Raw genomic sequence first — 19,710 nt, 5'->3', positions numbered from 1 at the left:
TGGTGTTTTAGGCAGCACCGAAGACAGCGACTGAAAAATCCTCAGTCGCTGCCCTTCGGTCGCTGGTCGCTCGTTGAGTAGCTGGGCCCCGATCCCCGGTGCCCCGACACGGCGGGCGTTTTCCGTGGGCCTGCGCTCACCCGCCCCGATGCTTCGCTAACCTATGTCCGTCGTTGAGTCGCTTCAGTCGCTGAGTAGGGGAACCACATGACTGCTGAGCTGCGGTTTTCACGCAGCGACTCAGAGCAGTCAGCCCCGGAGCCGACTCTTGCTGAGCTCGCGGCGATGGGCCCGCTCGCCCTGGCCCGGGGCTGCGCCGCCCGTGACTGGCCCGTGCACCCCCTCGCGCCGGGCCGCAAAACGCCCGTGGCCAACTGCTCGCGCTGCCGCCGCCCGGGCCATCGGTACGAAGGCTGCGACTGCACCGCCGCCGGTCGCTGGTGCCACGGATTCCACTCCGCCACCGTCGACCCCGTCCGGGTCGACCGCTGGTGGGGCGGTGACAGCGACCTGGGCGTCGCGGTCTCGTGCGGACCCGCGGGCCTCGTCGTGATCGACGTCGACGACCACCCCCAGCCGCTCCCGGGCCGGGACCGCATCCTGCCGGGCATCGCGATCCACGACGACGTCGATCTGCGGGGCATGGCCAACGGCTTCCACACGCTGGCCGTCCTGGCCGCCCTGCGGGGCGAGAAGAGCCCGGCCGACGACACCTCGACCCTGCGCGTGCGTACCCCGTCGGGCGGCCTGCACGTCTGGTACGAGGCCGTTCCCGACGGCCGCCGCTGGCACTCCTCCGTGGGCCAGGGCGGCGGCTGCTCCCTGGCCTGGCAGGTCGACGTACGCGCGCACGGCGGCTACATCGTCGCCCCGGGAACCGTCACCCCCGCCGGGAGGTACGTCCCTCTGGAAGGCGCGGGGGAGCCTGCCCCCCTGCCCGCCTGGCTCGCGGGCGAACTGGAACGCACGGGCCATCTGCGGGCCCAGCGGGTGCCCCCCGCCAGGCCGCCGCACCGCCCCAACCGCGCCCGCCAGGCCGTCATCGCCGCCGGCAGTGGCCGCGAGCAGGCCACCCGGGTCCTCGCCGCCGCCCTGGCCGAGGTCGCCGACTGCGCGGCCGTGGCCGAGGGCGCGGGCTTCACGGACAAGCTGAACCGGGCCGCCTACACCGTCGGCGGCCTCGTCGCGGCCGGGTACCTCGGGCTGGAGGCGGGGGAGCGGGTCCTGCTGGAGGCGGCCGAGTACGCGCGTCCGGGCCAGGAGCGCCGGGCCGCCCCGATCGTCCGCGGCGGCCTGGCCGCGGGCCTGCGCCGCCCCCTAGAGCTCCGGAGCCGCCCGTGAGCGCCTCCGGCAAGGGCGGCGGCGCCCGTGGGCGCGCCCACGAGGACGTGCTCTTCGACTTCGACCCGCAGACGGTCGCCTCGCAGATCCTGGCGCACGCCCCGGACTCCCCGGCCGGGGAAGCCCTGTTGCCCGCTCAGACGGGCAGCCAGGGCCCTTCCGGGGCTCGCCCCGCCCACCCCCGGGCCGGCGCCCCGGCCGCGAGCGTGCAGGACACGTCCCCGCACCCGCACTCCGCCGCCCGCACGGGCCTGCTGCCCGACACCCTCACCGACCGGGGCAACGCCAAGCTGTTCGTACGGCTCTTCGCGGACGACTACCGCCATGTGCCGGGCCTGGGCTGGTACCGCTGGGACACCACCCGCTGGCAGCTCGACGAGGACGACACGGTGATGTGGGCCGCGGGCGACCTGGCCGAGAACATCGCCGACAGCGACCCGCGCGGCCTCTACACCGCCCAGGCGCTCCAGCAGCACCGCCGCCGGGCCCTGTCCACGGCAGGGATGAACGCAATGCTGGCGCAGGCCCGTTCGGCGCCCGGCATGGTCCTCAACGCCGCCCTCCTGGACGCCGACCCGTACGCGCTGTGCACCCCCGCCGGGATCGTCGACCTGCGCACCGGCCTGCTGCGCACGCCCGACCCGAACAAGGACTTCCACTCCCGCTCGACGTCGACCGGGCCCCGCCAGATGCCGACCCCGCGCTGGAACCGGTTCCTGACCGACACGTTCGGCGAGGACGCCGAGTCCGCCGAGATGATCGGCTTCCTGCATCTGCTGCTCGGCTACTCGATCACCGGCGACGTCGGCGGCCAGATCATGCCGTTCCTGTTCGGATCGGGCAAGAACGGTAAATCGGTCCTGCTGGACGTGGTGATGAAGCTCCTCGGCGACTACGCCGACGCCGGGCCGCCCGGGTTCCTGATGGCCCGCCCCTTCGAAGGGCACCCCACGGACCTCGCCGAGCTGCACGGGCGGCGCGTCATCGTCTGCTCCGAGGTCAAGCCCGGCGACAAGTTCGACGAGGCCCGGGTCAAGCTCCTCACCGGCGGCGACCGCATCAAGGCCCGCCGGATGCGCCAGGACTTCTTCAGCTTCCAGCCCACCCACAAGCTCTGGCTGCTCGGCAACCACCGCCCCGAGGTCGGCACCGGAGGCTTCGCCTTCTGGCGCAGGATGCGGCTGATTCCCTTCGAACGCGTCGTCTCCGACGAACGCAAGATCGACAACCTGGCGGACGTCCTGGTCACCGAGGAGGGCCCGGGCATCCTGAACTGGCTGATCGAGGGCGCCCGCCGCTACCTGGGCGGCGACAAGGACCTCACCGGCCCCGAGCGCGTACGGATCGCCACGACCGTGTACGCGGAGACCGAGGACCACACCGGGCGCTTCTTCGAGGAGACCTGCGCCCTGCACCCCGACCACCGGGCGGAGCAGACCCGCCTCTACGCCGCGTACCGGGCCTGGTGTCAGAATGAGGGCGCACCCGTCATCACCTCCCGCGCGTTCGCCGCGCGCGCACGCGAACTGGTCGGGCTGGCCTCGCCCAAGGAGATGATCTTGTCCAATTCGCGGAAGTACTACCCGGGCATCGGACTGCTCGCCGACGAGGAGAGGGCATGAGCTCCCTGATCACGGACGACGAGATCAGCCACGAGACCGAGCTGGTCTGGCTGGAGGACATCTCCCGTCTGGACTACGTACGCCAGAGCCTGGACCGGCTGCCGACGCGGCGCAGCAAACCCGCCTACCACCGCGACGGGCGGATGGTCGGCTACGCGCTGCTGGGCCCCAAGGCGAAGGCGTCCCCGTCCTCGGGAACCTGGCGCAGACGCGTGTTCTGGGTGCTGCCGCATGACCGCGACAGCGAACCGGACGGTCTGTACGCGACGGGGGCGCCCGCCGAGGCGATCGACCCGCGCACGCTCGCCCCGGGCAGCAAGGGCCGCAAGACCGAGCGCTCGGAGGGCGGGCCGCCCTCCACGGCGATGCGCGAGCTGGGGATAACGCTGCCGCTCTGAGACGCCCGCGCCCCCGGCCGCGCCCCTCTTACCAGGTGGCCCCCGTCGGCTGCCGCGTCGTCGCGTTGAGCCGGTTGAACAGGTTCGTCAGGGCGATCATCAGGGTGAGGGCGGCGAGCTGCCGCTCGTCGTAGTGCCGGGCCGCCTCGTCCCATACGGCGTCCGTCACCGGGTCGGGCCGGTCGGCCAGCCGGGTCGCGGCCTCAGTGAGGGCCAGCGCCGCACGTTCGGGCCCGGTGAAGCAGCCCGCCTCGCGCCAGGCGGCCACCGCGTGCAGCCGCTCGTCGCTCTCGCCGGCCTTCCTGGCGCTCGCCACGCCCCCGTACACGCAGTAACTGCATCCGTTGATCTGGCTGGCCCGCAGATGGACCAGCTCCAGGGTCGACTGGGGCACGCCCCCCTGCTTGGCGGCCTCGAAGACGTCCAGGAGGGGCCGCATCGCGGTGGGCAGCACCACGGCGGGGTTCCGCATCCGGGCCGGGCGCCCGGTCGTCGGGGCGGTCATGGTCTGCCTCCTCGTGCTCGTCTCACCCAGCCCAACGAGCCAGTACGGCAAACGGGACGTCACCCACGGCGGGAAAAGCGCCCGGACCAAAAAAAGCCGGGCCGCCCGCACCGACCCGGGAGGGAAGGTGCCGGCGGCCCGGTACGTCCGGGCCGTTCCGCACGCGGCGGCGCCGGACCCGGGGGTCAGCTGCCGGAGGCGCCGTTGCCCGACAGGACCGGGATGTTGTCCAGGATGTGCGAGAGCGGCTCGTCCTTCTTGGTCTCGCTGGAGTTCTCGGTGCACTGCTGGTTCTGCTGCGGGGACAGGATCGGGATGTCCTGCACACCGATGTTGACCAGCGCCAGGATGGACTCGACGTTGACCTTCTGGAGCGCGCCGACGCAGAGCTTGTCGAGGGTGCCCTGGACCAGACTCATCTGGGGGCTCATGTCGCCTTCGGTCTTCGACTCGCCGTACTCCTGGCGGCTCTCGTTCCCGCTGAACGCCGTGGAGCCGTCCTCGTTCCCGATGGCCAGGGCCTGGGGCGCCACCATCATCGTGACACCGGAGACGGCTGCGGCGACGGTCGCGGCCGACCACAACTTCTGCATGTTGGCTCCTCATTGAGTCAGACTCCACGAGCGGAGATCTGTAGCCATCAACGGACGCGACGGGAAGCGGTTGCTGTCCGTGACGATGAATAGCCCGAATGGCGCATCGGGGCCGTGAACGGGCGTTCCGCACGGTATGGGTGTCGAGGACCCCCTCCCGTACATCCGAGGTGACGCAGATGCCGCAGCCCGAACGCCCCTGGCACCGACAGGCGTTCATCCCCGCCAGCCGCAAGGAGAGCCCCCCGCAGCCCCCGCCCGCCGCCGGGCCGCCCATCTACCGTGAGCTCGCCGCCGCCTGGGCGGCCCAGGGCCGCACCCTTCCCGGCGGTCCCGACCGCGAGTGGCGGGCCGTCGTCGCCCGGCCCTGCTGGCCCGTCTGACCCGCCGCGCGGCGGGCACGCACACGAAAGGGCCGGACCACCGGGGGAGGTGGTCCGGCCCTTCTTCGCGCGGTCGGTCAGCTGCCGCTGGCGGCGTTGCCCGAGAGGATCGGGATGTTGTTGAGGAGGTGCGAGAGCGGCTCGTCGCCCTTGGACTGCGTCGAGTTCTCCGTGCACTGCTGCGTCTGCTGCGGGGACAGGATCGGGATGTCCTGCACGCCCACGTTGACCAGGGCGAGGATCGACTGGAGGTTGGCTTTCGCCGGCAGGGCGATACAGGGCTTGTTGAAGGAGCCCTGGATGAGCGCGATCTGCGGGCTCATGTCCCCGTACGTGGCGGAGTTGCCGTAGGACTGCATCGCGTTGTTGCCATTGTACGCGGTGCTGCCGTTCTCGTTCCCAATCGCCAGGGCCTGGGGCGCCGCAGCCGCCGAAACTCCAACGACGGACGCAGAAACGGCAACTGCCGCCATAGCCTTCTTGAACACGCTGGTCCCTTCCTCATGGATGCCCCGTCCGGAATGGAGCCCCGTCCGGAGCTGTCGGAGCTATCTGGTCAACTGACTTGTCGCGCTTTGGTTTCCCGCCTTCACCCGTACGGCCGACGCACGGCCGCCGCGTGGACCGGCCACCGCGCGGACCGTACGGCGCGGGTCCGCTCAACCGCGTTTCGCCCCGGACATGTTGGGGCGCCGGTGCAGATGCAGGAACGACAGACGGGTGTTCGTCTCGGCGGTGCGCACATGGGGCGGGGCGGAGGCGGCCGGGGCGGAGGCGGGCGGACGCTCGCCCAGCCCGGCGAACAGATGCCAGTCGTCGGGTGCCACCCGCCACGACAACCGCCCCGCCGCGGTGTGCACATGCACCAGCGACCAGCCCGTACGCTCTGCGGTGACATCACCGCCGTGCAGCCGCGCCACGTACGAGATGAGGGCGGCGCGTTCCTGGTGCAGGGCGTCCAACTGGTGGTGCAGGGCCGCCAGCCGGTCGACGAGCCTGAGCTCCCGCTCGCTCCAGAAACCGCGGCGCCGTCGTCTGCCGGCGCCCGCGTCAGGCGCGCTCGCGCGCTTCAAAGGACCTCCTGGTGGTGAGAAACGAAACGGAATGATAAGCGGCCTGCATACGTGCGCCTCCGGGGCGCGCCGCGTGGCAGCGCGAATTCGGTTCCCCACCGATCGGGTGAATGGGCGTCACTAAACTCCACCAAGGCAGTTGATCGGAGTGCGGTAAACGCGTGAACTCCTCTCTCCAGAAAAGGAACACCCTGTGATCAAGAAGGTTATGGCGGCTACGGCGGTCACCGCGTCCATCCTCGGTGCCGCGGCCGTCACCGCTCCTCAGGCCATGGCCATCGGGAACGAGAACGGCTCCACGGCGTACAGTGGCAACGGCTCGAAGCAGGCGTACGGCAACCAGAAGACCGAGGGCGACATGAGCCCGCAGCTCAGCCTGGTCCAGGGCTCGCTGAACAAGCCCTGCATCGGCCTGCTCCAGAAGCTCAACGTCCAGTCGCTCATCGCCCTGGTCAACGTGGGCGTCCAGGACATCCCGATCCTGTCCCCGCAGCAGAACCAGCAGTGCACCGAGAACTCGACCGAGTCGAAGAAGGACGAGCCGCTGTCGCACGTCCTCGACAACATCCCGATCCTCTCGGGCAACGGCGCGTCCGGCAGCTGATTCCCCGCTTTCGGCGAATTCACTGAGTGACAGGGCTGCCGGCACCTCCTTTCCCGAGGTGCCGGCAGCTTCGTTTTCTCCGCGCACATTCGGCACGAGGTTCTCTCCGCGACTCTCCTAGCGCCTTGCGGTGTTCCCTGCCGGTAGCGGCGCGACTGCCAAGCGAGTGAATATGCGCAGTGCGCTCCGGCGCCGGTTTCCTTTACTGCGGCGGATCGTTATCAATCCGTCAGCGGTGCCTCTCCTGTGCGCCGTGCGCGACAATTCGTTGCGCTGCCTTTCTCAAAGGAAAGAGAAACACGTGAAGTACATGAAGACCGCCTCCGTCGTGGCCGGCCTCGTCATGGCCACGGGCGCCGCCACCCCCGCCCTCGCCGACGCCGGCGCCCAGGGCGTCGCGGCCAACTCCCCGGGCGTCCTGTCGGGCAACCTCATCCAGGTTCCCGTCCACATCCCGGTGAACGTGTGCGGCAACACCATCGACATCATCGCGCTGCTGAACCCCGCGTTCGGCAACGAGTGCAAGAACGACTGACACCGCACGAGGGATTTCTCCCGCCGGCTTCGGGACGTGCGGCGGCATACCCCGAAGCCGGCTCCCGAACCGAGAGCGCGAGCAGACCGTGAGCCCCCAGGAAGGCACCGCATTGCGACAGGTCATCAAAAAGACGCTGTTCACCGCCATGGCGGCGAGCAGCGTTCTCTCCATGAGCGGCGCCTGCGCTCACGCGGCGGATGCCCATTCCGAAACCGGTGATTCCCCGGGTGTCCTGTCCGGCAACTCCATTCAGGCCCCCCTGGACGTCCCGGTGAACGCGTGCGGCAACACGGTCGACCCCGTCGGAGCGCTCAACCCCGCGTTCGGCAACACCTGTTCGCACGGACCGGACGAGGAGGACGCGTACGAGCAGGCGTACGAGCGCGTCTACCAGCGGTACCACGACGAGGGCGACGACGGGTCGTACCGGGGCGGACACGGCGGTAGTTACGGCGACGACCACTACGAGCACGGCCGCGGTTACGGACACGACCGCGACTACGACCGCGATTACGACCGCGGCCCGGAGTCCGGTCACCGGGACGAGTACGGCTACGGCCATGGCTACGGCGACGGCGACGACTACCGCCGGGACGACCACCGTCACGCCGCCCCCACCGGCACCTACGCCGAGACGCACGGCTCCCCGGGTGTCCTGTCCGGCAACGCGATCCAGGCTCCGATCAAGGCGCCGGTGAACCTGTGCGGCAACACCGTCAACGTCATCGCACTGCTCAACCCGGCGTTCGGCAGCAACTGCGCGAGCAAGGAGAGCGCCGGCCCCCGCCACGCGCGCCCCCCGCACCACCTGCCCCCGCACCACCTCCCCACCACCCACCGGGCGCACGTCCCGGCACCCCCACCCGCGAACCCCGCACCGCTGCCGCACCACTCGGTGCCGCACCACACTGCTCCGCAGCACGCAGTGCCGCAGCAGACGGTGCCGCACCACACTGAGCCTCACCACACTGAGCCTCACCACGCGGTGCCTCAGCACACCGTGACGCCCGCGCCGGTGTTCCAGGCGCCCGCGCAGCACCAGCCGGCACCGCACCAGCCGGCACCGCAGCACCACCCGGTCGCGCACCACACCGCGCCCACGCCGCCGCTGCACCACATTCCGGCCGCGCAGCCCCCCGTGCATCACGAGCACGCGCCGCCGCCGGTGCACCACCGTCCGGACGTGCCCAAGCCGCCGGCACCCAGGCCCCCGATGACGCAGGTACCGCCGCCCGCGCACCAGCCGTCCGCGCACCAACCCCCGGTCGCCCAGCCTCCGGTGGTCGCCCCGCCCGTGGCCACGCCGCCGGTGACGGTCCCGCCGAAGGCCGAGCAGCCGCACGCGCAGGTGCCACCGCAGACGCAGGTGCCGCCGCACGCGGACACGCCCTCGGTGGCCAGGCCCGAGGTGCCCGCCAAGGCCGAGGTGCCCGCTCACCAGCCCGCGACGCCGTCGCAAGGCGTGGCCCCGCAGGTGACCCGGGCGATGCCGCCGCAGCCCGTACGCCCGTACCGGCCCCGGCATGCCGCACCCGCCGCCCACTCCGCCCCCGCTGTCCACGAGATGCCGGGCCGTCCGCAGCTCGCCGCGACCGGCGGTGACGCGAACCTGCTGGGCATGGCCGGAGTCGCCGCCCTGGGGCTGCTGCTCGGTGGCGGGATCCTCTACCGCAGGGGCACGGCCGCGGCGGCCGTCCGCAACGGCTGGTAGGCGAGGAGGGGGCCGGGAGAGCAAGGAGGGCGCTCTCCCGGCCTGAGGGGGACGGTGACGTTCCGTCACATCTGGGGTGCTCGTCCACGGCACGAAAGAGCCGACGGCTGACGGACGGGCACCTTTTCACGCACTTTCGAGTGCACCACACCGGCGCCGCCCCACCGGGCCGTGTTCACCCGTTCGGCGGGTACTTCACACGGATGAGGCGACGAGACGACGAGGCGTCCCGCGCGCGGATCCGCCGTACGCGTGCTTTCCTCTCCCGTTCTTCCGCGTACCCCATATAGGGGGATCAGCGCACCCAACGGATTATCTTCCCGATCAGCGCAATAAGAATATTTTCGGGTTGGGTATATGGGGTGTGGGGATCCGTCGTGGAGGAGTGGACATGCGCCAGGGGAAGCACCGCAACGGAATGAGCGGCACCAGGAAGCACCGGCGGAAAAGCCCGTCCGCCACCGCAATCCGCCGGGCGCTGGGCGCGGTTGTGGCGGCCGGAGCGCTCGTCTCCTGTCTCGCCGCCGCTCCGCCGGCCCGTGACCCCGGGCCCGCCGGGGGCGCCGAGCCCGGCCCCAAGCACCCCTCCACCACCTGGTTCGGCGCGTTCCTGGAGTCCGACGAGCGCGGTGTGCAACGCATGGGGGAGCTGGAGAGATGGCTCGGGGGAGCCGATCTGAGGGTGGGTCACACCTATCTGCCCGGGGATTCCTGGAGCGACATCGAGGGCCATGCGCATTTCCTGGAGAGTTGGGCCGGCTGGCGGCGCCAGCGCCAGGACCGGCTTTTCGTCCTCAACGTGCCCATGCAGGCCCACAACGAGGCGGGCGTCTCCGACAACGGCGTCCGCAGACTCCTGAGGCAGGGCCAGGAGGGTCTTTTCGACGAGCATTTCAAGAAACTCGCCGAACGCCTGGTCGCGCTCGACATCCCGGACACGGTCATCGTGCTGGGCTGGGAGATGAACGGCACCACCTACACCCACCGCTGCGGGCCCGACCCGGAGGCGTGGAAGGCGTACTGGCGGCGCGCGGTCACTGCGATGCGCTCGGTGCCGGGCCAGAAGTTCCGCTTCGACTTCGCGCCGAGCCGGGGACGGGACGACGTTCCGTGGACCGCGTGCTACCCCGGCGACGACGTCGTGGACGTCATCGGCATGGACTCCTACGACCAGCCGCCCGGCCAGAGCTTCGACGAACAGGTCAAGGAACCGTACGGCCTCCAGCAGCACGTGGACTTCGCCGCAGCGCACAAGAAGCAGATCTCCTATCCGGAGTGGGGGCTCTTCCGCAACGGGGACAACCCCGAGTACATGCGGCGCATGCTCGAATGGATGGACGTCCACAACCCGCTGTACAACACCATCACCGACTACTGCCCGCACGGGGTGTGGCAGTGCGACGCCAACCCGAAGGCGGCGAAGGTGTACCGGACGGTGCTGTTCGGCCGCACGGAACCGAACCCGACCCCGCCGGTGACGCCTCCGGTTACACCCCCGGTGACGCCCCCAGTCACTCCGCCGGTGACCCCGCCTGTGGCACCTCCGGTTGCGCCTCCGGCGACCCCGCCCGCAACCCCCCCGGTGACTCCCTCCGAGACGCCGCCGGTCACACCCCCTGTAACCCCTCCGGTCACACCGCCCGTAACTCCGCCCGTAACTCCGCCGGTAGCGCCCCCGCCGACACCCCCGGTGACCCCACCCGCGCCGGGCCCGGTGGCTCCGCTGGTGGAGGCGCCCCCGCTCACCCCTGCCACCCCGCCCACCGGCCCGGCCCTCCCGACCGGCTGCCAGCCGATGGACCTGGGCTCCTGGGTCGAGTACTGGATGCGGGGCAAGCTCTGCCTGCGGTTCGACTGGTACTCACGCCGGAGCTGACCCCGATGACGGCGCCCACGTGAAATGCTCGAGTCGAGTCGAGTCGCGTCGAGTCGAGCAGAGGCCGAGCGAGGCCAAGTGAAGGGAAGGGAGGCGAAGGGAAGGCGTGGAGGATCTGCCCATGTCGGCGACGGAGCCCGACGGCTCCGCGGTCGTACGGGTGCTCAGCTACAACGTCCGTTCCCTGCGCGACGACGTCCCGGCGCTGGCGCGCGTCATCCGGGCCTGCCGCCCCGACGTGGTCTGTGTCCAGGAGGCGCCGCGGTTCTTCCGCTGGCGCAAGGCCGCGGCGCGCCTGGCCAAGACGTCCGGGCTCGTCTACGTCACGGGCGGCGCCACCGCCTCGGGCCCGATGATCCTCTCCTCGCTCCGGGCGCACGTGGAGCGCGCCGAGGACGTCCTGCTGCCCCGCACGCCCGGCCTGCACCAGCGCGGCTTCGCGACCGCCGTGCTGCGTTTCGGCCGGGCCCGGCTCGGGGTGCTCAGCTGTCACCTGAGCATCGACGACGAGGAGCGGTACGAGCAGGGCCGGTTGCTCCTGGACCGGCTCACCGCCCTGGACGTGCCGTACGCCGTCGCCGCGGGTGACCTCAACGACCGCCCCGACGGCCGCACTTTCCACCTGCTCGCGGGCTCCCTCCAGGACGGCTGGGCGACGAAGCCATGGGGGCGGGAGCACACCACCAGGCTGGGTGACCCGCTCCAGCGCATCGACGCGGTCTTCGCCACCCACGGCGTCCAGGTGCTGGGATGCGGCGTACCGATGGGCCTGCCCGGCATCCGGGAACGGGACCTGCGAGCGGCCACGGACCACCTGCCGGTACTGGCGGCTGTACGGGTGCCCGCCGGTCCCGCCGCGTAAAGGCGGGGCCGCACATGGGTGCGGGCCCGTACCTGAGCGCACGGGCCCGCACCGCGGGGGGAACACCCGCCCAACGCGGGGAAACCAGGGATCAGAAGAGGTACTTGTACATCTGCCAGCCCCCGCCGACCTTGTTCCGGCCGTAGAAGTTGCCCTTGCCGTCCGCGGCGTAGGACCACAGCACGCCGGTCGTGTCGCGGGCGACCAGGTCGAGCTTGCCGTCACCGGTCATGTCACCGACACCGACCAGCGTGTCGTAGACCTGCCAGCCGCCGCCGATCTTCACCCGGGTGTCGAGGGTGCCCTTGCCGGTACCGGGGTAGAGCCACAGGACGCCCGAGGAGTCGCGGGCGATGAGGTCCGCCCTGCCGTCCCCGTTCAGGTCCCCTCCGCCCGCCGCCAACAGGTAGGACTTCCAGCCGGTGCCGATCTTCACGCGGGCCTTGAAGTTGCCCGAGCCGTTCGCCTCGTAGAGGTACAGGTCGCCCGTGGACGCCTCGCGGGCGAGTACGTCCGCGTGCCCGTCACCGGTCATGTCGCCGGGGGACGTCAGCACGTCGAAGATGTTCCAGCCGCCGCCGATCTTCGCGTACGGCGTCGTCGGGGTCAGCGCCTTGCCCGCCGGCTTGTACAGGCGCAGTTCACCGCTGCTCAGGCGGACCAGGACGTCATTGGTGCCGTCGCCGTCGACGTCGTCGAAGGGAACCGCCGCCGACATGGTGTCCGCGCCCGTCCAGCCGGCACCCGACACCTTTCCGTCGAGCTGTCCGTCGTCGCCCTCGCGGAAGTCGGCGACACCGCCCGGTGTGACGGCCAGCAGGTCGGCGAAGTCGACGGGGCTGGCGATGTAGTCACGCCAGATGGGGGCGGACTTGACCGTGCCCTTCACATCGAAGGGTGTGGTCACCTCCTGGTCCGGGCCGCCGTCGGCGGGGACCGCGGTCAGCTTCCACGCATACCTGCCCGGGGTCAGGTCCCGGCCCGCGGAGTCCTTGCCGTCCCAGTCCAGGCGCACCACGCCGCGGGTCTCGCCGCCCGTGGCCGTGCGGACCGTGTCGCGGGTGGTGAGGTTCACCAGCGACAGGTCCCAGGACGCCAGCGGTTTCGACGTCCACCAACGGGCCGTGCGCGCGGCGGACTTGGCGTCCACGCCCGACGGGAAGTCCGTGTCCAGCGCGGCGACGGGAGCGGCGGCGACCCCGGACGGGGCCACCCTGGTGTCGCCCTGCGCGTCCACGTACGCCACCGTGCCGCCGAAGCGGTCCACGCTCCAGCCCAGGCCGGGCGCGGTCACCGCGGGCTTGCCCACCTGGTGGGTCCCCTTCGTGCCGTGCAGGTCGGTGACGTTCAGTACACCGTCCTTCTGCCAGGCGACATAGCCGTCACCGAGCAGGGCGCCCTCGTGGGCGGGCAGCACGGTGTTCTTCTCGGTCAGGGTGTCGTACACCCCGGACTTGTCGCGGTCGCACTCCCAGTAGACGTCCGTGCCCTGTGCCTGGAGGGACGTCGTCAGGCAGGGAGCCATGGCGTCCTTGCCGGCCGGCCTGCCCGTACGGACGTCGAACGCCCGCGACAGGCCGGGGCCGTCGCCCATCCACAGGGTGCTGCCGGAGAGGGCGAAGCTGGGGGAGGACAGGCCGGTGTAGACCACCGAGCCGGTGTCGAGGTCGGTGACCTGGACACGCTCGTCCTTGCGCCAGGTGGCGAGGTAGCGGCCGGACACACGCAGTACGTCCGCCTTCACACCCAGGGTGCGCGCGGGCAGCTTCGCGCCCGCGTCGAGGACCTTCACGGTTCCGTCGGCGAGCCGGTGCACCAGGCGCCCGTCACCGGTGGCCTGGATGTCGGGCGTGCCGCCCACCGGGAACTCGGCGGCGTCCGCGCCCCGGTCGGTGCGCGGCCCGGCGCTCAGCGGACCCGTGACCGACAGGTCGACCCCGCTCAGCCGGGTGTGGCCGCCGTCCTCGTCGGGGACCCGGTCCACCGTGGTCAGCCGGCCCTGGGCCACGGCGAGCGCACTGGGGACCGAGGCCAGGGACGGCGACTCGCGCACCCGGGTGGCCTCCAGCGAGGAGCCCACCGCGTACACGCCCTGATGCCCGTCGACGACCGCGCCGATCAGCATGGTCCCGTCGGGCTTGAAGCGGGCCATCGCGGTGGCCTTCTCCAGTACGACGCGCTCGGGTCCGCCGGCGAGCGGCACCGCGACGACGCGGTAGTCGAGCGAGGAGTAACGTTCCTGTCCGCCGGTGGATATGCGGCGCGCCACCAGGACGCTGTCCCCGACCGCGCCGAGCAGCTGGGCACCGTCGTAACCGGGGATCGTGAGGTGGTCGGTGGCGGACCAGAAGTCCGAGGTCTTCCAGACCGACGCCTTGCCGTCCTTGGTCCACTGGACGAGGCGGTCACCGCCGACCTCGATCCGGCCGTTGTCGTACCCGTCCGTCGTGAGGTGGGTGGAACGGGCGACTCCGTCCCTGCCGAGCCAGCACAGCAGCGTCATCCCGGAGATCTTCTGCTGGACGAGCATGCCGTCCTTGTTGCCCGTGTAGAGCGACTCCAGCGTGCCCGAACCGCTGACGGCCTTCTCCTGGAGGCTGCCGTCCTCCCAGTACTGCACGCGCATACCGAGCGTGCCCTGGCTGACGACCACGTCACCGAAGGTCCCGGCGAACCGCTGTCCCTGCGGCAGCGGCACGGTCCGCCGCGTGCCGTCCTTCATATTGAGCTGGACGACCGAGGAGGTGTCCTTGCCGGTGAGGACGAGTACGTCGGTGCCGGTCCCCCAGGCGGTGTCCCTGCCCTCCGGCATGACGATCCGCTCGGTGGAACCGTCCGCATACGAGGTCCAGCTGAAGCCCACCTTGGCCCAGCCGGACAGATAACCGGTCTCACCCGCGCCGTTGATCACGGTCGCGGCGGCATCGGGCGTGCGCTCGGCGGGAATGGTCAGTTCCGTCGGTGTGTCGGCCGCGAAGGCCGGAGCCGCGGCCAACGGGGCGATCGCGCCCGCGAGTCCGAACGCCGTGACCACGGCGACCGCACTGCGTACGAGTGTGTGACGTCTCATGCTGCTACTCCCGAACGTTTATGGGGTGGCGCAGGAGCGCGGCGAACCCGCGTCCCCTTTGCTCAGAGCAGCCCCCCGGCGCTCTGGACCCCCGTACACACAGTCAGACACACCAGAGATCACTTCAGTTGTACGAAGTTCAACGCAATTCACGCCGGAGGGCTCGTGGCCGGACTCCCGGACGGTCTGGGCAACAACCGGTACGCCCCGGGAGCACCCCGGAGGGGCCCGGGCCCTGAGGCCCGGGCGCCGGACGTGCGTCGTGCACGGCTGTGCGGCGACGCGACCGATCCGTGGGGGCGCGGCGTCGCAGAAGGGCCGGCAGCACCGGCGCCGGACATCCGGGCCCGACGTCAGCCCGGGTGGTCGCGGCGGACGGCGCTACTGCGCACGCGCGGTCTGGCCTGCCTTCAGCCGTTCCGACCGGGCGAAGGGAAGGGCGGGACTGGCCACGTCTTCCTGCTGCTGCTCCGACTGTTCCTGATGCTGCTCCTGCTGCTCCTGCTGCTCCTGCTGCTCCTGTTGCGTCTCGTGGAGCACGGTGGTGGCGAGACGGCGCAGGGCGTCGGCGTGTTCGGTGAGAACCCGGTGGGTGTGGGAGTCGTCCGGGTCGGTGAGCAGCAGACGGGCGGCGGTGTTGATGGCCCGCAGCCGTGGCTTCTGGGCGTCCCGCTGGCAGGCGGGGAGGCACCGCCAGGCGGTGTTGGCGATCGTGACGAGCCGCCAGGTGGGGGAGGAGGTGGGTTCCGCCTCGTAGAAGCGCAGGGCATGGCGGCTGACCAGCCAGTACGACAAAGCAACCGACGCACCGGTGACGGCGTCGAACGCCAGCCACAGGTAGGCGAGCCGGCGGTGCCCGGTCACTTCGTCGGCCAGCCATGCGAGTCCGGCGCCGCCCGCACCGAAAACAGCAAGAGCGGCCAGGGTGAAGAGCAGCACTGCGGGAAAGAGACCAATACAATTATCGCTCTCCAGGCGCGTCAGCCCTTTCCAGTGGGGGGCGAGATAGCGGGCGTACCGCACAGTTCTGGGGGCGGGCTCGATGATGGCGATACGTCTCGCCCAGCTTACGGCCATAGCAATTTCACTCCACGAGTCCTGAGGGTCACATTCTGGACATTTGAGGGAACGAGTGGAGTGCGCGTGAGGCCCTGCCGAGAACTAGAAATAACGTTCCTGTGCCGGATGTTACACCGAATAGCGGGGCGCAATAAAGGCGCATAAAGGCGGCGCGTTCAGCTTTACGCAGAGCAGGTCCGTAAATATTCTCGACGGCCCGCGCCGGGAAATAACGTTTCCTTAGGACGCCCAACTGTACGGTCCGTACCGAATGGACGTCCTACCCGCAGATGCACACCTTTGCGGTCATACGACGGAATTCCCAGCCGCCGGCGAGCCACCGCGCCCACGCCGAACCGGGCCACCAACAGCCGAGTGCGATGGCCGGCCAGGAGCGGAGCACACCCCGCCCCCTCCGGCCGGCCGCCTCGCACAAGGACCTACTGCGAACCGTGGGAGGCCGTCTGCCAGTGGTTCAGAATCCCGTCCCAGTTGTACGCGACGGTCTGCGGATCGGCCGGAACATACGGCTCGTAGTAGTCCTGCGTCCAGGCGCCGGGATGACCCGCCAGCGGCTGCGTCGGTACGGCGCCGACACCGGAAAGCGTATACCGGTGGTGCTCCGAAGGCGCCTCGTCGTACCCGGGATCGTCCTCGACCGCCGTCTGGCCACGGGACCGCCGGTGGCGGCCCGACTCCCGGGCCTGCTGCTCACTCAGCCGCCCCTCGGCGGACAACTGCTGCACACGAGTCACCAACTGCACCAGCTCCAACCCGAACTGACTGGCCAGAACGGTCAGGTCGAGGCCCTGCTGCCAGCTGTTGACCAGCAACGCGTCCAGCGCGGCCGTCCACGGCTGCCCACCCGGCGTGGGATGGCCCTGCGCGGGCGGCCTGACAGGCGGCACCGTGTGGTCGTACGACTCCTGCACAACAGGAGGCTGCTGCTGGTTCTGATGCTGGTTCTGAGGCGGCTGCGCCTGGGGAGGCGGAGCCTGAGCGGCCTGGCCCTGAGCCGCCTGAGCCCGCCAGTAGGCCGACCCCTGCGGACCCGGCCCCGCCGACGCCGCGGGCGGGGCGTAGCCCTGTCCCGCGACCGGCGGTTCGAACGTGTCATAGGTCTCCGGGACAGCGTCGTCCTGCGGACGCGCCGGGGGAACGAGCAGCGAATCGGCGACACTCCGCGCGTTCTCCTTGCCCACCGAACGCCGGGCCTGCCGCACCTCCCGTTCCTGCAGGCCCAGCAGCCCCGCCACCACCCCGTCACTCCCCACGGTCACGGCGAACGCGGCCAGCGTCTGGCTCCGGTTGGCCTGCGCCTCATCCAGCGACACCTGCGTCTCCCGCACATGGTCGTCGCTCATACAAAAAGCCCTCGCAAGCACCGCATGCCGTTCCCACAATTGCCTCGGTTCCATACCGCACTTAACGCGTGACGCCATGTTCGGCTCCGCTCCGATTTCATCGCCACTCGATTGGCCGTCCCCAACCGTCCATGAAGCTTGTCCCACATTCCGCACTGGCCCCCGAACGGCCCAATCCCTCCGCAGCGGAACATCGTTGAACTGAAGTGCCTCAAATCAAAACGCATCTGTTGCGACGCCTGGGAACCTGGATGATGTACTCCGCCGGCCACGAAGGCAACGACGTCCTCCCGCCACCCGTGTACCTCGAAAACTCCGGAAAAGTTGTCAAACTGGAATACACCGGCGAGCCCCTCACCACCCTGATCGCCGAACTCGACCACATCAGGGACAGCACACAGCCCCGCCGCAGATTCCGCCAAGACGTACAGGAGCGGCGAACCCGCGCCGGCGTCCCGGCCCAGAAGTCACCGACCACATCACCCGAATGAGGGACCCGCGGCTGCGCGTCCGCCCCCACCGGGCCGACGCGCGCGCCGGCCCGCCGACACAGCCGACGACCCACCAGCGGTCCGCCAGAGGGCGCTACCGCCCCGGGCACCCAGGAGTGATCATGGCCCCGTCCACCCCGCCCCAGATCTGCATGACGTTGTCCGCCCTCGCGGCCACCGCAGCGACCCCCCGACCGTCGGGAGAGGCCCGCGACAGCAGACGTGGCGCGTGGCCGCCGGCATCTCCCAGCAACTGAGCGCCCTCTGGCTGGCCACCAAGGCCAGCTGGCAACTGGCCTGGATCGCCCTCAGCCCGGACGACGACAACATGGCGTACATCGCGAGGAGCATCGACGGCTCCAACCAGTTCGCGGTGGTCGCGCGGGGGACGGTCGGCAACATCACCGACATCCTGGAGGACCTCGACGTCGGCACCGTGGTCCCGTTCACTGCGAGTGGCTCACCGACGCCGGTCGCCGTTGCCAAGGGAGCCATGACGGCGTTCACACAGGTCGCCACCGTGGTTTCGATCCCACGGCCGCCTGGGGACGTGCTGGGTGTCGCCGTGCCGGAGGAGGCGTTCGCCTACCAGGGCGCCACACTGGCGCGGGCGCTGGCCGACCTGGTCCAGGCAGCGCCCGCCACACCACGGCCGACGGTGTACGTGACCGGCCACAGCCTGGGCGGCTCCATCGCCACGATGCTCGCCCCCTACCTGTACACGCAGGCACAGAGCTGGACCAACGACCCGCAGTTCGCGCTCGAGACCTTCGCGGCCCCCACCGCGGGCCTGCAGAGCTTCGCGACCTACGTCAACGGACTGCCCTTCAGCAACAACCATTACGTCAACGCCTGGGACGCGGTGCCACTGGCCTGGGACAACCTCGGCGAGGTGAAGCAGGACAAGTGGTACCCGTCACCCGGCCCGGCAGGCAACACCACCGTGCACCGCCTGTTCGACGTACTCAACGGACTCCCGAAGGGCAACGTCTACGTACAGCCAGGTGTGCGGCAGCAGCTACCGTCGGACGGGCGCTACTCCACGTACGACCCGGCGCTGACCAACAGCACCGTGGCGGACTTCCTGGGACAGGTCACCTACCAGCACGCCAACAACACCTACCTCGGCCTGCTGAAGACCTCTCTCCTCTCCCCTTCCGGGCCGATGGTGACCAGCGTCAGTCCCAGCTTCGGCAAGAGCGGAAGCACGGTCCTCATCGAGGGCAGCGGCTTCGCCCCGGGCAGCCTCCTCGACTTCGGCCCCATCCCGTGTAGGGACTTCACCATCCCCCCGGGCGGCACCTCCATCACCGCCACGGTGCCGGACGGAGTCGGAATCGCGGATGTCCGGGTCACCAATGTCCTCGGTACGTCACCCGTCGTGCCACTCGGACAGTTCGCCTACGACGGGCCGGCACCGCTGCTGGTCACCGGCATCAACCCGACCAGCGGACGGGCGGCGGCGACCACGGTCACCATCGACGGCTCGGGCTTCCCCAAGAACGCCGACGTGAACTTCAAGAACCAGGCATCGAAGTCGGTCACCTGGATCTCGGACACCCAACTGACGGCCACCGCACCCGCACGGATCGATGACGACCAGACCGTGGACATCACGGTGAGGGCTGGCGACATCACCTCGCCTACGAGCCCGGCTGACGAGTTCACGTATACGGGGATTTGAGGCGGTGGGGGGTGGGTGTCAAGGGTTGTGTGCACGTTGGGTGCCGAGGGTGAGGCCTGCCGACTTGCTGCGGGTGGGGGTTGATTGCTGGGTGTGGTTGGTTGTGGGGGGGTTGGTGTAGTCGAGCCCAATAACCTTGATGCGTAATAGACGGGTCGTCAGTTCCCTTGCAGTGGCGGCGCTTTGAGGGATCCGTGGAGCGAATCCCGTTCGGGTTGGGAGCGGTCCGAGTCCCGGACAACGGAGTTGGCCGTGCCGGATGATGTGTGGGGTTGTGTCAGTGAAGTCTCGTTATGGGTACGCGACCCGATCTACTACCCGGCGAGCGAAGAGTACGGAGAACTGACGGTCGCACAGGTCATCGGTGCCGCCCTTGCGTACAAACCGGTCGCCTCTAACAGACCGCCCCTCGCAGCCAGCCACAGACAACGGAGTTGGCTGCACCGGCGGCGGAGCCGCCGGGTGGCCGCGCGGAGCGCGGCCGGGGGTCCGCCACGTAGTGGCGGCGCGTCGTGTCTGCGGAGCAGACCGCGCGC

The 19,710-nt window shown here is 70.2% G+C and carries 17 protein-coding genes; 10 read left to right on the top strand and 7 right to left on the bottom strand.

What is annotated here, in order from left to right:
- Nucleotides 1-207: 207 nt before the first annotated feature.
- Genes ACZ5ID_RS32585 through ACZ5ID_RS32575 form a run of 3 tightly spaced genes read left to right on the top strand, consistent with a single transcriptional unit; the run spans nt 208 to nt 3,361 of the window.
- Nucleotides 208-1,341: a bifunctional DNA primase/polymerase gene (locus tag ACZ5ID_RS32585; protein WP_468905191.1), complete on the top strand. Its 1,134-nt coding sequence runs from the start codon at nt 208-210 to the stop codon at nt 1,339-1,341.
- Between the two features lie 47 nt (nt 1,342-1,388).
- Nucleotides 1,389-2,963 (top strand): DNA primase family protein, encoded by a 1,575-nt coding sequence (locus ACZ5ID_RS32580; RefSeq protein WP_468905379.1) that lies wholly within the window; start codon nt 1,389-1,391, stop codon nt 2,961-2,963.
- Nucleotides 2,960-3,361 (top strand): DUF6009 family protein, encoded by a 402-nt coding sequence (locus ACZ5ID_RS32575; protein ID WP_406555536.1) that lies wholly within the window; start codon nt 2,960-2,962, stop codon nt 3,359-3,361. Before ACZ5ID_RS32580 ends, ACZ5ID_RS32575 begins: the two co-directional genes overlap by 4 nt.
- Before the next feature lie 28 nt (nt 3,362-3,389).
- Here ACZ5ID_RS32575 and ACZ5ID_RS32570 read toward each other — a convergent pair whose 3' ends face one another.
- Both ACZ5ID_RS32570 and ACZ5ID_RS32565 read right to left on the bottom strand, forming a co-directional pair.
- Entirely contained in the window at nt 3,390-3,833 is a 444-nt protein-coding gene (locus tag ACZ5ID_RS32570) for a carboxymuconolactone decarboxylase family protein (protein WP_468905377.1), read from the bottom strand.
- Between the two features lie 218 nt (nt 3,834-4,051).
- Entirely contained in the window at nt 4,052-4,459 is a 408-nt protein-coding gene (locus ACZ5ID_RS32565; protein WP_468905188.1) for a rodlin, read from the bottom strand.
- A gap of 179 nt (nt 4,460-4,638) precedes the next feature.
- Here ACZ5ID_RS32565 and ACZ5ID_RS32560 point away from each other — a divergent pair, with 179 nt between their 5' ends.
- The gene (locus ACZ5ID_RS32560; RefSeq protein ID WP_468905186.1) at nt 4,639-4,842 is read left to right on the top strand and encodes a hypothetical protein; all 204 of its coding nucleotides are present in this window, start codon (nt 4,639-4,641) and stop codon (nt 4,840-4,842) included.
- A 77-nt stretch (nt 4,843-4,919) separates the two neighbouring features.
- Here ACZ5ID_RS32560 and ACZ5ID_RS32555 read toward each other — a convergent pair whose 3' ends face one another.
- Entirely contained in the window at nt 4,920-5,330 is a 411-nt protein-coding gene (locus tag ACZ5ID_RS32555) for a rodlin (protein ID WP_468905183.1), read from the bottom strand.
- A 171-nt stretch (nt 5,331-5,501) separates the two neighbouring features.
- Nucleotides 5,502-5,915: a hypothetical protein gene (locus ACZ5ID_RS32550; protein WP_468905181.1), complete on the bottom strand. Its 414-nt coding sequence runs from the start codon at nt 5,913-5,915 to the stop codon at nt 5,502-5,504.
- Between the two features lie 193 nt (nt 5,916-6,108).
- Here ACZ5ID_RS32550 and ACZ5ID_RS32545 point away from each other — a divergent pair, with 193 nt between their 5' ends.
- The 5 genes from ACZ5ID_RS32545 to ACZ5ID_RS32525 all read left to right on the top strand — a co-directional run bounded on the left by ACZ5ID_RS32545 (nt 6,109) and on the right by ACZ5ID_RS32525 (nt 11,506).
- Entirely contained in the window at nt 6,109-6,519 is a 411-nt protein-coding gene (locus ACZ5ID_RS32545; protein ID WP_468905179.1) for a rodlin, read from the top strand.
- A 301-nt stretch (nt 6,520-6,820) separates the two neighbouring features.
- Nucleotides 6,821-7,054 (top strand): chaplin, encoded by a 234-nt coding sequence (locus tag ACZ5ID_RS32540; protein WP_406555542.1) that lies wholly within the window; start codon nt 6,821-6,823, stop codon nt 7,052-7,054.
- 112 nt (nt 7,055-7,166) lie between these two features.
- Entirely contained in the window at nt 7,167-8,768 is a 1,602-nt protein-coding gene (locus ACZ5ID_RS32535; RefSeq protein WP_468905175.1) for a chaplin, read from the top strand.
- Between the two features lie 391 nt (nt 8,769-9,159).
- Nucleotides 9,160-10,644: a glycoside hydrolase family 26 protein gene (locus ACZ5ID_RS32530; RefSeq protein WP_468905172.1), complete on the top strand. Its 1,485-nt coding sequence runs from the start codon at nt 9,160-9,162 to the stop codon at nt 10,642-10,644.
- 121 nt (nt 10,645-10,765) lie between these two features.
- The gene (locus ACZ5ID_RS32525) at nt 10,766-11,506 is read left to right on the top strand and encodes an endonuclease/exonuclease/phosphatase family protein (RefSeq protein WP_468905169.1); all 741 of its coding nucleotides are present in this window, start codon (nt 10,766-10,768) and stop codon (nt 11,504-11,506) included.
- A gap of 91 nt (nt 11,507-11,597) precedes the next feature.
- Here ACZ5ID_RS32525 and ACZ5ID_RS32520 read toward each other — a convergent pair whose 3' ends face one another.
- The 3 genes from ACZ5ID_RS32520 to ACZ5ID_RS32510 all read right to left on the bottom strand — a co-directional run bounded on the left by ACZ5ID_RS32520 (nt 11,598) and on the right by ACZ5ID_RS32510 (nt 16,999).
- The gene (locus ACZ5ID_RS32520) at nt 11,598-14,576 is read right to left on the bottom strand and encodes an FG-GAP repeat domain-containing protein (RefSeq protein ID WP_468905167.1); all 2,979 of its coding nucleotides are present in this window, start codon (nt 14,574-14,576) and stop codon (nt 11,598-11,600) included.
- A 381-nt stretch (nt 14,577-14,957) separates the two neighbouring features.
- The gene (locus ACZ5ID_RS32515; RefSeq protein WP_468905164.1) at nt 14,958-15,653 is read right to left on the bottom strand and encodes a hypothetical protein; all 696 of its coding nucleotides are present in this window, start codon (nt 15,651-15,653) and stop codon (nt 14,958-14,960) included.
- Between the two features lie 422 nt (nt 15,654-16,075).
- A complete protein-coding gene (locus ACZ5ID_RS32510; RefSeq protein WP_468905161.1) occupies nt 16,076-16,999 on the bottom strand; it encodes a hypothetical protein in 924 nt (307 codons plus the stop codon).
- A 720-nt stretch (nt 17,000-17,719) separates the two neighbouring features.
- Here ACZ5ID_RS32510 and ACZ5ID_RS32505 point away from each other — a divergent pair.
- Nucleotides 17,720-19,174 carry an IPT/TIG domain-containing protein gene (locus ACZ5ID_RS32505; RefSeq protein ID WP_468905159.1) on the top strand — a complete coding sequence of 485 codons (1,455 nt, stop codon included), beginning with the start codon at nt 17,720-17,722 and terminating at the stop codon, nt 19,172-19,174.
- Nucleotides 19,175-19,710 lie beyond the last annotated feature (536 nt).

This window comes from Streptomyces sp. NPDC031670 (genome assembly GCF_055580545.1).
Note: the sequence above shows the minus strand (reverse complement) of the source record. Positions and strands in the feature narration are given on the sequence as shown.

Excerpts from the sequence above, each read along its gene's own strand:
- ACZ5ID_RS32515 (WP_468905164.1), bottom strand. The coding sequence starts at position 15,653 with ATGGCCGTAAGCTGGGCGAGACGTATCGCCATCATCGAGCCCGCCCCC.
- ACZ5ID_RS32570 (WP_468905377.1), bottom strand. The coding sequence starts at position 3,833 with ATGCGGAACCCCGCCGTGGTGCTGCCCACCGCGATGCGGCCCCTCCTG.
- ACZ5ID_RS32525 (WP_468905169.1), top strand. The coding sequence starts at position 10,766 with ATGTCGGCGACGGAGCCCGACGGCTCCGCGGTCGTACGGGTGCTCAGC.
- ACZ5ID_RS32575 (WP_406555536.1), top strand. The coding sequence starts at position 2,960 with ATGAGCTCCCTGATCACGGACGACGAGATCAGCCACGAGACCGAGCTG.
- ACZ5ID_RS32530 (WP_468905172.1), top strand. The coding sequence starts at position 9,160 with ATGCGCCAGGGGAAGCACCGCAACGGAATGAGCGGCACCAGGAAGCAC.
- ACZ5ID_RS32560 (WP_468905186.1), top strand. The coding sequence starts at position 4,639 with ATGCCGCAGCCCGAACGCCCCTGGCACCGACAGGCGTTCATCCCCGCC.
- ACZ5ID_RS32585 (WP_468905191.1), top strand. The coding sequence starts at position 208 with ATGACTGCTGAGCTGCGGTTTTCACGCAGCGACTCAGAGCAGTCAGCC.
- ACZ5ID_RS32565 (WP_468905188.1), bottom strand. The coding sequence starts at position 4,459 with ATGCAGAAGTTGTGGTCGGCCGCGACCGTCGCCGCAGCCGTCTCCGGT.
- ACZ5ID_RS32520 (WP_468905167.1), bottom strand. The coding sequence starts at position 14,576 with ATGAGACGTCACACACTCGTACGCAGTGCGGTCGCCGTGGTCACGGCG.
- ACZ5ID_RS32510 (WP_468905161.1), bottom strand. The coding sequence starts at position 16,999 with ATGAGCGACGACCATGTGCGGGAGACGCAGGTGTCGCTGGATGAGGCG.